At 67.3% G+C, this 14,633-nt stretch carries 15 protein-coding genes; 6 read left to right on the top strand and 9 right to left on the bottom strand.

Annotated features, from left to right (window positions below; translation table 11 throughout):
- Positions 1–122: 122 nt before the first annotated feature.
- The 4 genes from F3J15_RS13595 to F3J15_RS13610 form a co-directional block, all read right to left on the bottom strand.
- Entirely contained in the window at positions 123–1,322 is a 1,200-nt protein-coding gene (locus F3J15_RS13595; RefSeq protein WP_069246762.1) for an ABC transporter substrate-binding protein, read from the bottom strand.
- Between the two features lie 77 nt (positions 1,323–1,399).
- A complete protein-coding gene (locus F3J15_RS13600) occupies positions 1,400–2,155 on the bottom strand; it encodes an ABC transporter ATP-binding protein (RefSeq protein ID WP_039351472.1) in 756 nt (251 codons plus the stop codon).
- Complete coding sequence (locus F3J15_RS13605; RefSeq protein WP_021160426.1) at positions 2,152–2,931, bottom strand: ABC transporter ATP-binding protein; 780 nt, start codon at positions 2,929–2,931, stop codon at positions 2,152–2,154. Before F3J15_RS13605 ends, F3J15_RS13600 begins: the two co-directional genes overlap by 4 nt.
- 467 nt (positions 2,932–3,398) lie before the next feature.
- Positions 3,399–5,084 (bottom strand): GMC family oxidoreductase N-terminal domain-containing protein, encoded by a 1,686-nt coding sequence (locus F3J15_RS13610; RefSeq protein ID WP_166891638.1) that lies wholly within the window; start codon positions 5,082–5,084, stop codon positions 3,399–3,401.
- A 169-nt stretch (positions 5,085–5,253) separates the two neighbouring features.
- On the opposite strand from F3J15_RS13610, the gene F3J15_RS13615 reads away from it, so the two are divergent.
- Positions 5,254–6,153, top strand: coding sequence for a LysR family transcriptional regulator (locus F3J15_RS13615; RefSeq protein ID WP_069246760.1), 900 nt, complete (start codon positions 5,254–5,256; stop codon positions 6,151–6,153).
- Between the two features lie 235 nt (positions 6,154–6,388).
- Positions 6,389–6,922, top strand: coding sequence for a class IV adenylate cyclase (locus F3J15_RS13620; protein WP_069246759.1), 534 nt, complete (start codon positions 6,389–6,391; stop codon positions 6,920–6,922).
- A gap of 67 nt (positions 6,923–6,989) precedes the next feature.
- Here the strand turns inward: F3J15_RS13620 and F3J15_RS13625 are convergent, their stop codons facing one another.
- Complete coding sequence (locus F3J15_RS13625; protein WP_006408082.1) at positions 6,990–7,475, bottom strand: Lrp/AsnC family transcriptional regulator; 486 nt, start codon at positions 7,473–7,475, stop codon at positions 6,990–6,992.
- A gap of 139 nt (positions 7,476–7,614) precedes the next feature.
- On the opposite strand from F3J15_RS13625, the gene phhA reads away from it, so the two are divergent.
- Positions 7,615–8,508 (top strand): phenylalanine 4-monooxygenase, encoded by an 894-nt coding sequence (gene phhA, locus F3J15_RS13630; protein WP_240158921.1) that lies wholly within the window; start codon positions 7,615–7,617, stop codon positions 8,506–8,508.
- A 175-nt stretch (positions 8,509–8,683) separates the two neighbouring features.
- Positions 8,684–8,992 (top strand): 4a-hydroxytetrahydrobiopterin dehydratase, encoded by a 309-nt coding sequence (locus F3J15_RS13635; protein WP_039352208.1) that lies wholly within the window; start codon positions 8,684–8,686, stop codon positions 8,990–8,992.
- 92 nt (positions 8,993–9,084) lie between these two features.
- Here F3J15_RS13635 and F3J15_RS13640 read toward each other — a convergent pair whose 3' ends face one another.
- Positions 9,085–9,315: a DUF3717 domain-containing protein gene (locus tag F3J15_RS13640; protein ID WP_069246758.1), complete on the bottom strand. Its 231-nt coding sequence runs from the start codon at positions 9,313–9,315 to the stop codon at positions 9,085–9,087.
- Positions 9,316–9,437: 122 nt separating this feature from the next.
- Between F3J15_RS13640 and F3J15_RS13645 the strand changes: the two genes are divergently transcribed.
- Complete coding sequence (locus tag F3J15_RS13645) at positions 9,438–10,130, top strand: response regulator transcription factor (protein ID WP_006401494.1); 693 nt, start codon at positions 9,438–9,440, stop codon at positions 10,128–10,130.
- A gap of 120 nt (positions 10,131–10,250) precedes the next feature.
- Entirely contained in the window at positions 10,251–11,735 is a 1,485-nt protein-coding gene (locus F3J15_RS13650) for a sensor histidine kinase (protein ID WP_166891641.1), read from the top strand.
- 135 nt (positions 11,736–11,870) lie between these two features.
- On the opposite strand, the gene F3J15_RS13655 is transcribed toward F3J15_RS13650, so the two are convergent.
- The 3 genes from F3J15_RS13655 to F3J15_RS13665 form a co-directional block, all read right to left on the bottom strand.
- Positions 11,871–12,401, bottom strand: a complete 531-nt coding sequence (locus F3J15_RS13655; protein WP_166891643.1) for an SET domain-containing protein-lysine N-methyltransferase — start codon at positions 12,399–12,401, stop codon at positions 11,871–11,873.
- 180 nt (positions 12,402–12,581) lie between these two features.
- The gene (locus tag F3J15_RS13660) at positions 12,582–13,694 is read right to left on the bottom strand and encodes an NADH:flavin oxidoreductase/NADH oxidase (protein WP_166891645.1); all 1,113 of its coding nucleotides are present in this window, start codon (positions 13,692–13,694) and stop codon (positions 12,582–12,584) included.
- Between the two features lie 215 nt (positions 13,695–13,909).
- A complete protein-coding gene (locus F3J15_RS13665; RefSeq protein WP_166891647.1) occupies positions 13,910–14,620 on the bottom strand; it encodes a glutamine amidotransferase in 711 nt (236 codons plus the stop codon).
- Between the last annotated feature and the right edge of the window lie 13 nt (positions 14,621–14,633).

The raw sequence follows: 14,633 nt of genomic DNA on the forward strand, positions 1-14,633 counted from the left end.
AGCCGTCAGAATGAGTTTCGTTGCGTACGCAACCTTCATGCATCGCGTACGCGGGCGGCGCAGCGGGCACATCGCTGCAGCCGCCACCGAGCGGCGCGCCCGCGCGCGCCGCTACGCCCTGCTTACTTCCACAACGCGCAGCGCGTCTCCTGCTTGGTACCGAACGCCTGCTCGCCCGGAATCGTCGCGAGCACCTTGTAGTAATCCCACGGCTCCTTCGATTCCGCCGGCTTCTTCACTTCCATCAGGTACATGTCGTGGATCATGCTGCCGTCCGTGCGGATATAGCCCTTTGCGTAGAAGTCGTTGATCTTGATCTTCTTCAGCTCGGCCATCACCTTGTCGGAATCGGTCGTGCCGGCGGCCTGGACGGCCTTCAGGTAGGTCGTCACCGACGAGTAGTCGGCCGCCTGCAGGCTCGACGGCATCTTCTTCATCTTGCCGAAGTAGCGCTGCGCCCACTGGCGCGACGCCGCGTCACGGTTCCAGTACCAGCTGTCGGTCAGCACCAGGCCCTGCGTCGTCTCGAGGCCGAGGCTGTGCACGTCGTCGATGAACATCAGCAGCGCGGCGAGCTTCATCGTCTTCGTGATGCCGAACTCCTTCGCGGCCTTGATCGAGTTGATCGTGTCGCCGCCCGCGTTTGCAAGGCCGAGGATCTGCGCCTTCGACGATTGCGCCTGCAGCAGGAACGACGAGAAATCCGACGCGGACAGCGGGTGACGCACCGCGCCGAGTACCTGGCCGCCGTTCGCCTTCACGACGTCGGACGTGTTCTTCTCGAGCGCCTTGCCGAACGCATAGTCGGCCGTCAGGAAGAACCACGACTTGCCGCCCTGCTTCACCACCGCCGAGCCGGTGCCCTTCGCGAGCGCCATCGTGTCGTATGCGTAGTGGACCGTGTACGGCGTGCACTGCTCGTTGGTCAGCGTGTCGGCGCCCGCGCCGATGTTGATGTAGACCTTCTTCTTCTCGGCCGCGACCTGGTTCATCGACAGCGCGGTGGCCGAGTTCGTGCCGCCGACCAGCAGGTCGAGCCCGCCGCGGTCCATCCATTCGCGCGCCTTCGATGCGGCGATGTCGGCCTTGTTCTGGTGATCGGCATAGACGACCTCGATCGGCTTGCCGAGCACCTTGCCGCCGAAGTCGGCCACTGCCATGCGGATCGCCTCGAGTCCGCCCTGCCCGTCGATATCCGCGTAAAGCCCCGACATGTCGGTGATGAAGCCGATCTTCACGGTATCCGCGGCCTGCGCGGCGCCGGCGGTGAACGCGGCAGTCGCGAGTGCGAGACAGGCCTGTGCGAGGGTCTTCATTTTCATTGACGTCTCCTGTTGTTCTGATGCGTTGTGGTTGTTCGAGGGCCGCCACGGCTAGCGGCAAGGGAAACGGGGCGGCGTCATACCCCGAGCAGGTCGTGCAGGGTCGGCATCTTGCTTTCCAGTTCGGCCGCCTGGAAATGTTCGACGATGCTGCCGTGCTCCATCACGTAGAACCGGTCGGCGAGCGGCGCGGCGAAGCGGAAATTCTGTTCGACCATTACGATCGTGTAGCCGCGCGCCTTCAGCGCGACGATCATCCGCGCCAGTGCCTGCACGATCACCGGTGCGAGGCCTTCGGAGATCTCGTCGAGCAGCAGCAGGTTCGCGCCGGTGCGCAGGATCCGCGCGACCGCGAGCATCTGCTGCTCGCCGCCGGACAGCCGCGTGCCCTGGCTCTGCCGGCGCGACGCGAGGTTCGGGAACATCGCGTAGATCTCGTCGATCGGCATCGCGTGCTCGCGCGGCCCGATCAGCGGCGGCAGCATCAGGTTCTCCTCGCACGACAGGCTCGAGAAGATCCCGCGCTCCTCCGGGCAGTAGCCGATGCCGTAATGCGCGATGCGGTGCGTCGCGAGGCCGATCGTCTCGTTGCCCGCGACCTTGATCGACCCGCTGCGGCGGCCCGTGAGGCCCATGATCGCGCGCAACGTCGTCGTGCGGCCCGCGCCGTTGCGGCCGAGCAGCGTGACGACTTCACCGCGATGCACCGTCAGGTCGACACCGTGCAATATGTGGGATTCCCCGTACCAGGCCTCCAGGCCCGTGATCTCCAGCGCGGGCGTACCGCTTTCGACGCCGCTCAATTCGCGTTCCTCCCGTTCGCTGTGCTTCATGCGTGCGCCCCCGCGAGCGCCGCGTCGGCGCTGCCCATGTAGGCCTCGATGACGAGCGGATTCTTCGACACTTCCGCATACGAGCCTTCGGCCAGCACCTCGCCGCGTTGCAGGACGGTGATCGTGTCGGAGATGCCCGCGATCACGTTCATGTTGTGCTCGACCATCAGGATCGTGCGGCCGCTCGCGACCTTCTTGATCAGCGCGGTCACGCGATCGACGTCCTCGTGGCCCATCCCCTGCGTGGGCTCGTCGAGCAGCATCAGTTCGGGCTCCATCGCGAGCGTGGTCGCGATCTCCAGCGCGCGCTTGCGGCCGTACGCGAGCTCGACGGTCGGCACCTGCGCGAAATCGGTGAGGCCCACCTGCGTGAGCAGGTCCATCGCGCGGTCGTCGAGCCGCTTCAGCGTGCGTTCGCTGCGCCAGAAATGGAATTCGGTGCCGAGCGCGCGCTGCAGCCCGATGCGCACGTTCTGCAGCGCGGTCAGGTGCGGGAAGACGGCCGAGATCTGGAACGAGCGGATGATGCCGCGCCGCGCGACCTGCGCGGGCCGCTCGTCGGTGATGTCGATGCCGTTGAAGACGATCTGGCCGGCCGTCGGCGTCAGGAATTTGGTGAGGAGGTTGAAGCAGGTGGTCTTGCCCGCGCCGTTCGGTCCGATCAGCGCATGGATCGCACCGCGACGCACACGCAGGTTCACGCCGTTGACGGCCGTGAAACCCCTGAATTCCTTGGTCAGTCCGCGTGTTTCCAGAATCGTGTCGCCGAGAATCATGTTCCCTTCCGTACGAAGTCAGGCGAAGCACCGGGAAGATTCGCGAGAAGCGTCCGCGAAACAGGTCAGCGGATGAGCGGTCTGCCCCGGGCGCCGTGTTACGCCTCGAGGGTGGTCTCCCGCGCCGACGCGTCTCTACACTGCGCCACATTGTCTCGCCGTTGGTGCAGTGCAATCATCGGGATTTGCACTTATAGGGCTGGCCGCCATGTCGCACGCGGCTGTGCACGGTTTTTCACGCCGTTTTTTTGACACGTGCATCATCGTGCGTTGACCACCCGCACGGCCCGGCACGCACGCAACAAAAAAGCCGTGCGGCGGCACGGCTTGCATGGATCTTGCCGGGCGAACCGGCGTTATTCGGTGCCATTGGCACCATCGGCCGCCGCTGCAACAGCAGCTTGTTTCGCATAGCGAATCAGCGGGCGTCATCATGACGGCCCGCTGTCGTGCGTGTCAGCGTTCCGTCACGCGGCTGTCACCGCCTGCTCCGTGCGCACCGGCGTCGCTTCGCGCGCCGCACGGCGATCGGCACGAATCATGTCGCTCGCGCGCTCGGCGATCATCAGCGTCGGCGAATTGGTGTTGCCCGATGTAATGAACGGCATCACCGATGCATCGACGATTCGCAGCCCGGCGATGCCGCGTACGCGCAGCCGGCTGTCGACCACCGCGCGCGCATCGTCGGCACGCCCCATCCGGCAGGTGCCGACCGGATGGAAGATCGTCGTGCCGACGGCGCCGGCCGCCTCGATCAGCTCGGCTTCGCTTCGATACTGCAGGCCCGGCAGGATCTCCTCGGGCCGATAGCGCGCGAGCGCCGGCGCGGACGCGATCCGGCGCGTGAGCCGCAGCGCGTTCACGGCGACGTGGCGATCGTGGTCGGTCGACAGATAGTTCGGCGCAATCGCGGGTGGTGCGCCCGGATCGGCGCTCGCAATATGCACGCTGCCGCGCGACGTCGGCCGCAGATGGCACACGGACGCCGTAAACGCGTTGAAGCTGTGCAGCGGCTCGCCGAAGCGTTCGAGCGACAGCGGCTGCACGTGGTATTCGAGATCGGGGCGCGTGAGCGCGGGATCGTCGGGATCGGATTTTGCGAATGCGCCGAGCTGCGACGGCGCCATCGACATCGGCCCGCGCTGCAGCAACGCATATTCGGCGCCGATCATCAGCTTGCCCCACCAGTGCGCGGACAGCGTGTTGAGCGTGCGCACGCCTTCGACGCGAAACGCCATCCGCAATTGCAGGTGATCCTGCAGGTTTTCGCCGACGCCCGGCAGATCCTGCACGACGTCGATGCCGAGCGCCTGCAGCCGCCGGCCATCACCGATACCCGACAGTTCGAGCAACTGCGGCGAATTCACCGCGCCGGACGTCAGCAGCACCTCCGAACGCGCGCGCGCGACGTAATCCGTGCCGCCACCGTGGTATTCGACGCCGACCGCGCGCCGCCCGTCGAAGATTACGCGCTGCGCCTGCGCGCCGGTGATCACGGTCAGGTTCGGGCGCGCCATCGCGGGCCGCAGGAACGCCTTCGACGTATTCCAGCGCACGCCGCGCTTCTGGTTCACCTCGAAATAGCCGACCCCGGAATTGTCGCCGCGGTTGAAATCGTCGGTTGCCGGGATGCCCGTCTGCTGCGCGGCCTGCGCGAACGATTCGAGGATCTCCCAGCGCAGCCGCTGCTTCTCGACACGCCAGTAGCCGCCCGCGCCGTGCGCGTCGCTCGCGCCCGCATGGTGATCCTCGCTGCGCTTGAAGATCGGCAGCACGCTGTCCCACGACCAGCCGGCGTCGCCGGTTTCCTGCGCCCAGCTGTCGTAATCCTCGCGCTGGCCGCGCATGTAGATCATCCCGTTGATCGACGAGCAGCCGCCGAGCACCCGGCCGCGCGGATACGACAGCGCCCGCCCGTTGAGCGCGGCTTCGGGTTGCGTCTTGTACAGCCAGTCGGTGCGCGGGTTGCCGATGCAATACAGATAGCCGACCGGGATGTGGATCCAGTGATAGTCGTCCTTGCCGCCCGCTTCGAGCAGCAGCACGTGGATGTCGGGATCCTCGGTCAGGCGGTTCGCGAGCACGCAGCCCGCGGTGCCCGCGCCGACGATCACGTAATCGAATTCGCCTTCTAGCGTGCGTTGGGTAGTCACGGTTTGTCTCCTGTCACGCGGCGCAAAGCCGCGCGTCATTTTCAGCATAGTGCGTCGCGAGCCGCGCTTGCGGCCCCGCGCCGCGACCGATGAAGCGTACTCCGGCCGCCGGCCGCCGATCCAATGAGTTATGCTGAACTGCGTTATAAGCTGCGCTCATATCACGACGATGGATCTCACCCTGCTCCGCGCGTTCGCGACGGTCGCGCGCGAAGGCAACCTGACGCGCGCCGCCGTGCAGCTGCACCTGACGCAGCCCGCAGTCAGCCTGCAGATCAAGCATCTGCAGGAAACGCTCGGCGTCACGCTGTTCACGCGCACGTCGCGCGGCCTCGCGCTCACGCGCGACGGCCAGACGCTGCTGCCGCATGCGGAACGCGCGCTCGTCGCGGCCGCCGACGTGCAGCGCGCCGCTGCTGCGCTGCGGCACGAGGTGCGCGGCCGGCTGCGGATTGGCACGATCCTCGATCCGGGCTTCCTGCGGCTCGGCGGCTTCCTGCGCGCGCTCGTCGAAACCCATCCGCAGATCGAGACGGCGCTGCGGCACGGGATGTCGGGCTGGGTGATCGAACAGGTGCGCACGCGGGCGCTCGATGTCGGCTACTACATCGGCCGGCCGGGCGAGGACGATCCGCTCGACGGCGCCCTGTTCCACACCGTCACGCTCACGCATTTCCAGTACCGCGTCCTCGCGCCGGCCGGCTGGAAGGAGCGCGTGCAGCGCGCGCACGACTGGCGCGCGCTTGCCACGCTGCCGTGGATCTGGACGCCGCCGGCGTCCGCGCACCACCGGCTGCTGTCACGGCGCTTCGCCGAAGCCGGCGCGCAACCGCTCAAGGTGGCCGAGGTCGACCAGGAGCAGTCGATGCTCGATCTCGTCAAATCGGGGATCGGGTTGACGCTCGCGCGCGACTCGACCGCGCTGGCCGAAGCGCACGCGCATGCGCTGACGATCGTCGAGCCCGTGACGGTGCCCACCGAACTGACGTTCGTGACGCTCGCGGAGCGGCGCGACGAACCGGCGATCGCGGCGGCGCTGCGGCTGATCGAAGCGCAGTGGGCGATATGAGTGCTGCTGATAGCAGCGGGGCCGGCCGCGCACCGGGCGTCAACGGGTGGTACGTCGCCGGTCGGCAGCCGGCGACCGTGCGGGACATCGCGTGTGCGTGAACGGGGAAATCCCGGAGCCGAACCTCCCGGCCGCATCGTGTCGCCGCGTCCCGCCGGTCGTCACGCCACCTTCGCGGGCTTTTTGCTAGATTGTGCGTTCGCACACCGCGAGACCCCGATTGAAGGAGACCCGCATGGCCCGCAACATCGAGATCAAAGCCCGCGCCCGCGAATTCGACCAGCTGCGCGAACAGGCGGCCAGGCTCGCGACCGAAGCGCCGCTGTTCTATCGCCAGCAGGATTTCTTCTATGACGTGCCGCGCGGCCGGCTGAAGCTGCGCCGCTTCGAGGACGGCACGCCGGCCGAGCTGATCTTCTACCAGCGCGACGACCGCGACGGCCCGAAGGCGTCGTACTACACGCGCAGCCCGGTGACGAACCCCGACGCGATGCATGCGCTGCTCGCCACCGCGCTGACCACGCGCGGGATCGTGACGAAGGAACGGCACGTGTACCTCGCGGGCCGCACGCGCATCCACCTCGACCGGGTCGACGGCCTCGGCGATTTCATCGAACTGGAAGTCGTGCTCGGCCCCGACGACGACGAAGCCGGCGGCGAAGCCGAAGCGCACGACGTGTTCGCGAAGCTCGGCGTGTCGCAGGACGATCTCGTCGCAGTTGCGTACGTCGACCTGCTGAACGCCGACACGCCGCACGAAGCGGCCTGATCCGGCCCCTGCCCCAAGGCGGCGCAACCCGCGCCACCGTCAACCCTGCCGCCGCGCGGTTGCCGCGTCAGGCGGCGCCGGGCGCCAGGTGCGCGAGCGGCAACGCGCCGTTGCGCTTGAAGGTCGTCAGCACGATGTTCGAGCGCACGCTGTCGACGCCCGGCACGCGCATCAGCTTCTTCATCACGAACTGCGACAGCGCGTTCAGGTCGGGCGCAACGATCCTCAGCAGGTAGTCGGCATCACCCACCACCGCATGGCATTCGAGCACTTCGGGCAGCACGTCGATCTGCTGCTGGAACTGCTCGATGATCGAATCACCGTGGTGCTTGAGCTTGAGGCTCGTGAACGCGGTGACGCCGAGCCCGAGCTTTTCGGGGCGCAGCATCACGCGATAGCCTTCGATCACGCCGGCCGCCTCGAGCCGCTGCAGCCGCCGGCCAATTTGCGACGGCGACAGCGGCACCTCCTCGCCGAGCTGCTGGTGCGTCGCGCGGCCGAAGCGCTGCAGCACGTCCAGTAGTGCGAGATCGAAGTGGTCGAGCTCCAGCATGAGTATTCTCCGCATTGATTCGTGATTTGGTGCGTGATTATCGCATCAACAAGCGAATCAACGCCAACTATGCGCCCATTCCGCGTGCAGCCCGCTCTACACTTGCATGGTTCCCAACCGCCACGTGCAGAGTCAGATCATGTCCACCGTCGTCACCGCGAAACTGCAGGAGCAGTTCGATGCGGGCCTCGAAACCCGCGCCGATTTCACCATCGACCAGCCGCTCGCGCGTTACGGCCAGGTCGACCACGCGGTGTGGAAGCAGCTCTATGCACGCCAGTCGGCGCTGCTGCGCGGGCGCGCATGCGACGCGTTCGTCGCGGGGCTCGGGAAGATCGACCTGCCGGCCGATCGCGTGCCGTCGTTCGCCGACGTGAACCGCCAGTTGAAGCCGGCAACGGGCTGGGAGATCGTCGCGGTGCCGGGCCTCGTGCCCGATCGCGTGTTCTTCGAGCATCTCGCGAACCGGCGCTTCCCCGTCACCTGGTGGATGCGCCGCCCCGACCAGCTCGACTACCTGCAGGAACCCGACTGCTTCCACGACCTGTTCGGCCACGTGCCGCTGCTGATCGACCCGGTGTTCGCCGACTACATGCAGGCGTACGGCCGCACCGCGCTCGCGGTCGCCGACGATGAAGCGGCGCTGGCACGCCTCGCACGGCTCTACTGGTATACGGTGGAATTCGGGCTGATTCGCGACCCGAGCGGCACGAACGGGCTGTCCATCTATGGCGCCGGGATCGTGTCGAGCAAGGGCGAAAGCCTGTACAGCCTCGAAAGCGCGGCGCCGAACCGGCTCGGCTTCAACCTCGAGCGCGTGATGCGCACGAAGTACCGGATCGACACGTTCCAGAAAACTTACTTCGTGATCGACGATTTCGCGCAGCTGTTCGCGCTCGCCGACGTCGACGGCCGTGCGCTCGCCGATCGGCTGGCGGCGCTGCCCGAGTTCGCGGCCGGCGCGGTGCTCGATACCGATCGCGTGCTGCATCGCGGCACGGGCGAAGGCTGGCCGGACGACGCCGACGCGTGACGTTCGAGGGCGCCGGGACGCGCCGCGGGCGGTCTCCCGATCGCCTTCCCCGGATACCCGTCGCCGGATGGCCGTCCCCGGATGGCCGTCCCACAACTATGAAACAATGACCGATGCCGGCTTCGCCGCGCGGCGCAGCCGCGCGCGGGCGCCGTTACCGACCGAGAGGTGCAAGATGATCCACAAGCTCACATCAGAAGAACGCAAGACCCGGCTCGAAGGCCTGCCGCTCTGGACGGCCGTCCCGGGCCGCGATGCGATCCAGCGCAGCCTGCGCTTCGCCGATTTCAACGAAGCGTTCGGCTTCATGACGCGCGTCGCGATCAAGGCGCAGGAAATGAACCACCATCCGGAATGGTTCAACGTGTACAACCGTGTCGACGTCACGCTGTCGACCCACGATGCCGACGGCCTGACCGAACGCGACATCGAACTGGCACTGTTCATCGACCGTGCCGGCGCACACGCGCAACCCGCCGCCTGAGGCATTCCTCTACCGCCGCGCGTCTTTCGATGCGCGGCGCGTCAACTTTTCATTTCGATGAACGTTTTCTAGGATGTAGTCAGCGGAAGCCTTCAGCTTTCCAAGCCATCCTTAAGGCGCACGTAAGCCTCGTAGGCTTTCCGTGCCTTGGGGTCCAAACCTTCCAGTTGCAGCGCGCTTTCGCGCTGTACAATCAGCAGCGCATACGGCTTGGAAAGCGCGCTGGCCTCTTCGCAGAGTTTGAGTTCGTCGCCGCTCGACGGCGAGCGGGCGCGCCAGAAATTGATCGCGGCTTCTAGGTCGTTGATCGAAATATCGGACATGTTTGGATTTAATCGTTCGCTGGCCGCCATGCTTGATGTCAGGTGTTGCGGCGCCCCTGTGGAAACGGCGTCGTGCTGTCCGCGTGCCTGAACCGCCAACCCATTGTACTTGAGCGAACTTCATGCGACTCCTTCTGATTGAAGACGACCGCCCCATCGCACGCGGTATCCAGAGCAGCCTCGAGCAGGCTGGCTTCACCGTCGACATGGTGCATGACGGCATCTTTGCCGAACAGGCGCTGGCACAGAACCGCCACGAACTCGTGATCCTCGACCTCGGCCTGCCGGGCATCGACGGGATGACACTGCTCACGCGCTTCCGCCAGACCAACCGCCACACGCCCGTCATCGTGCTGACCGCACGCGACGAGCTGAACGACCGGATCCAGGGCCTGAACTCCGGCGCCGACGACTACATGCTCAAGCCGTTCGAGCCGGCCGAGCTCGAAGCGCGCATCCGCGCGGTGATGCGCCGCAGCGGCCCGCACAGCGACATGCCGCGTCCGGAAGTGTCGCTCGGTGGCGTCCGCCTGTCGGGCGTCGATCGCCGCATCTTCAACGACGACAAGCCGCTCGAACTGTCGCCGCGCGAATTCGCGGTGCTCGAGATGCTGCTGCTGCGTCACGGCCGCGTCGTCAGCAAGGCCCAGTTGCAGGATCACCTCACGCACTTCGGCGGCGATCTCGGCGACACCGCGATCGAAGTCTACGTCCACCGCGTGCGCAAGAAACTCGAGCAGTGCCGTGTCGAAATCGTCACGGTGCGCGGCTTCGGCTACCTGCTGCAGGAAATCCGCCAGACGGCGAGCGTCTGAGCGCGGCACCGCACGCCGGGCGGCCCCGTGCCGCCCGCGTGTGCGCGCTGCTCCGCGTCGCCGCCCGGCGCACGACCGCGCCGCTCCCCGTGAGCGGCGTTTATCCATTTGCCCGTCGAAATGTCTCCTGATCCGGCTGTGACCACCAGCCTGCGCCGCTCGCTGCTTCGGCGCCTCGCCGCCCCGCTGTCGATGCTCGCGCTGATGAGCGGCCTGATCGCCTACTGGCTCGCGTGGCAATACACGCAGCACGTGATCGACCGCTCGCTCGCCGATCTCGCGACCGCCATCTCCAAACAGATCCAGATCGCCGGCCCCGACGCGCCGTTCACGGTGCCGCCGCTTGCGCAGGCGATGTTCTCCGATCCCGCCGAAGCGTTGATCTACCGGATCAGCGACGGCGAACAGGAACTCGCCGGCGATCCGAAGCTGCCGCTCCAGGGCATCAACGTGCGCCGCATGCATCACGCGTACGTGTTCGAGGCCGAATACGACAACCGTGCGGTGCGGGTTGCGCAGGTGCGCGTCGACGACGTCGAAGGCGGCAAGCCGATGGTCGTCGAGGTTGCACAGCCGGTGCGGCACCGCTACCGGATCGCGGCCGAGTTCCTCGTCGCGATCATGATGCCGCTGCTGCTGCTGCTGCTCGCGGGCTGGGGCATCGTGTGGCGCGTCGTGAACCAGCAGCTCGGCCCGCTCACGCACCTGGCCGATTCGCTGAACCGGCAGACCCACACGTCGCTGGAACCGGTCGACGAAACCGAGGTGCCGCTGGAAATCCGGCCGCTGACGAGCGCGATGAACGCGCTGCTCGGTCGCCTGAAGACCGCGCTCGACGCGCAGCGCAAGTTCATCGCCGATGCCGCACACCAGTTGCGCACGCCGCTCACGGCCGTGAAGCTGCACGCGGAGCAGGCAGCCGTGGCGCGCGACCCGCACCAGACCTTCGCCGCGGTGCGCGAACTGCGCGCGGCCGCCGACCGTGCGGTGCGGCTGTCCAACCAGTTGCTGTCGCTCGCCCGTGCCGAGCCGGGCGAACAGGCTGCGCGGTTCGTCGACGTCGACCTCGCGGCGATGGCGTTCGAGACGGGTGCCGAATGGGTGCCGCGCGCCCTTGCGTCGCACGTCGACCTCGGCTTCCAGCGCACCGACGATCCGGGTGACGACGAGAAGCTGTTCGTGCGCGGCAACCCCGTGCTGTTGCGCGAGGTGATCGCGAACCTGCTCGACAATGCGCTGAAGTACGTCCCGCTCGCGCGGCCGGACGGCGCACGGATCACCGTGAACGTTGCGCGCGGCGCACTCGAGGACGGCCAGCCGGCCGCCGAGATCGTCGTCGAGGACAACGGCCCCGGCGTGCCCGCCAACCAGCAGGCCGACCTGTTCAAGCGCTTCTTCCGCGGCGACGCGCAAAGCGGCAACGGTGTCGAGACGGGCGCCGGGCTCGGCCTCGCGATCGTGCACGACATCATCGCGATGCACGGCGGCACCGTGTCGTACGAGGATGCATCCGAAGGCGGCTCGCGCTTCGTGGTGAGGGTGCCGCTGGTCGCGCGCACCGAGCAGCCGGCCAGCGAAACACCGGCCGCCGCATCGACGCACTGAGAGACCGAGGGACTCGCGGCGGGCGGCCGCTGAGCGGGCCGCGCGCCGGACGAGGAAGGCGGGAAGCACGGCTGCACGATGCGGCAGCCGTCTGCAGAAACGGCAGCGGCAGCGCACGATGCGCCGCCGCCTGCGTCACTTCTTGCTTTTCTTGTCTTTCGACCGGGACTCGGACTTGGCGTCCTTCTTGTCCTTCTTCTTTTTCTTCTTCCCGCCCTCGTCGGACGTCGCGAGCAGCGTGCCGCGGCACGACGCCGCACCGCAATGGCACGCGTACTCGCGCTTGAGCGCCTTCGTCAGCTTCGCGTCGATCACGAGGCCGTAGTCGTAGAACAGTTCCTCTTCCGGCCCGATGTCGCGCAGCGCATGGATGTACACGCGGCCTTTGACTTCCTCGGCTTCGCAGTTCGGCGCGCACGAGTGGTTGATCCAGCGCGCGCTGTTGCCGTCGATCTTGCCGTCGATCACCCCGCCCTCGTCCAGTGCGAAGTAGAACGTATGGTTCGGTTCGCTCGGGTCGTGCGGGTGGCGGCGCAGCGCCTCCTTCCATGAAATTCGTTCGCCCTTGTATTCCACTACGCGCTCGCCGGCCTTGATCGGCGCCACGGCGAACACGCCTTTGCCGTGTACTCCCGAGCGGCGCACCGCGATCCTGCGTGAACTCATCGAACGAATCCTTGTGAAGACGACTTGAATGGAAGACGGCCGCGGTCACGGCCTGGCGCCGCGCAAAACGAAAACGCGGCACCGGTTGGTGCCGCGTCGGGGCATGCGGCGAATCACCCGCATCCTACACGTTCACGATTGCTTCGTTCAACATCACGCGCAATATTGCGCGCGCGGTGCTCAACGCTGGCCGAATGCGATGTCGCCGAACAACGCCTTGTGCTCGCGCGGCTGCGAGCGCCAGTATTGCGGCGGCGCCGTCACCTGCGCGCCGAGCTCGGCCGCCGCATGCCACGGCCAGCGCGGGTCGTACAGCATCGCACGTGCCATCGCTATGAAATCGGCATCGCCGGCCTCGATGAGCCGGTTCGCATGCGCCGGCTCGTTGATCAGGCCGACGGCGATCGTCGGCATGCCGACCGCGCGCTTCACCGCCTGCGCGAACGGCACCTGGTAACCGGGCGACAGCGGAATCTTCTGCAGCGGCGACACGCCGCCGGACGACACGTCGATCCAGTCGCAGCCGCGGCGCTTCAGTTCGTGCGCGAACGCGATCGTATCGTCGAGCTCCCAGCCGCCTTCGACCCAGTCGGTCGCGGACACGCGCACGCCGACCGGCCGGTCTTCCGGAAACGCCGCACGCACGATCTCGAAGATCTCGAGCGGAAAGCGCATGCGGTTTTCGAGCGAGCCGCCGTATTCGTCGGTGCGCCGGTTCGCGAGCGGCGACAGGAACTGGTGCAGCAGGTAGCCGTGGGCCGCGTGCACCTCGATCGCGTCGATGCCGAGCCGTGCGGCCCGCTTCGCCGACGCCGCGAACGCTTCGCGGATCCGGTTCAGGCCCGCGGCATCGAGTGCGAGCGGCGGCGTCTCGCCATCCTTGTGCGGCACGGCCGACGGCGCATGCGGCAACCAGCCGCCGTCGGCGACCGACACGAGCTGACCGCCCTGCCACGGCACGTTGCTCGACGCCTTGCGCCCCGCATGCGACAACTGCATCGCGATGCGGACCGGCGAATGCTTGCGGATCGCGGCCAGCACCGGCTTCAGCGCGGCTTCGGTCACGTCGTCCCAGAGGCCGAGGTCGCCATGCGTGATGCGCCCGTCGGGTTCCACGGCGGTCGCCTCGATGCAGAGCAGCCCCGCGCCCGACAGCGCGAGATGGCCGAGGTGAATCATGTGCCAGTCGGTCGCCTCGCCGCGTTCGGCCGAATACTGGCACATCGGGGAGATCACGATCCGGTTCGGAAGGGTCACGCCGCGCAGCGTGAACGGGGAAAACAGCGCAGTCATGGAGGCCGCTCGCCAGGAAAGGAAAGAGCGAACGAGCGTAGCACGCAGGCGGCAAGCGTGCAGATGGCGCACCCGGCAGTAAGCGGATGGTCAGGTCCGGCCGGCGGCCGGTTGCCGGCAATGGAGAAAAGGCAACGCATACGGCGATGCGCCGGCCTGCAACGAATGCGGGCCGAGCAATCCCTTCGCGGCGAACGGCGGCGCCGCTGGCGGCGTCAGAGTCCGACGCTGTCGAGCCACTCCGCGAACATGCGTCGCGCGGCCGCCTCGAGCGCGGGGCCGTGCTGCGCGGTATCGGCGCGCAACTGGCGCGCGTCGATCCCGGGCGTCGCCGCGATTTCGCCGGCGTTCGCAATCAGCCACGGCTCGAATCGGTCGGTGCGGATTTCCGGATGGCATTGCAGCGCCAGCACGTGCTGGCCCCATGCGAACGCCTGGTGACGGCAGGCCGGGGTCGAGGCAAGATGAATCGCCCCGCCCGGCAGGTCGAACGTGTCGCCATGCCAATGCAGCATCGACGTCGCCGCACCATCGAGATGACGCAGCGGCGACGCGCGACCGGCATCGGTGAGCGTCAGCGGCGTCCAGCCGAGTTCGTGCTGCGCGGCCGGATAGACGCGCGCACCGAGCGCCCGGGCGATGAACTGCGAACCAAGACAGATCCCGAGGATCGGCAACCCGGCGTCGATGCGCTTGCGCACGAGCGCCGCGAGCGGCGCGATCGTCGGATACTGCGCATCGTCGTACACGCTGAGCGGCCCGCCGAGCACGACGAGTAGCGACGGCTCGAGCACGTCGAGCACCTCGACCCGCGACGACCCGACGTCGACGTAGCGCACCCGCCGGCCCCGTTCGCCGAGCACCTGCTCGAAGCTCCCGAGATCCTCGTAATGCACGTGGCGGATCGCCACGACTTCAGCGTTCATCATCGGCCTCCCG

Source organism: Burkholderia sp. Ap-955 (assembly GCF_011753045.1).
In the GTDB taxonomy this organism is placed as follows: domain Bacteria; phylum Pseudomonadota; class Gammaproteobacteria; order Burkholderiales; family Burkholderiaceae; genus Burkholderia; species Burkholderia lata_D.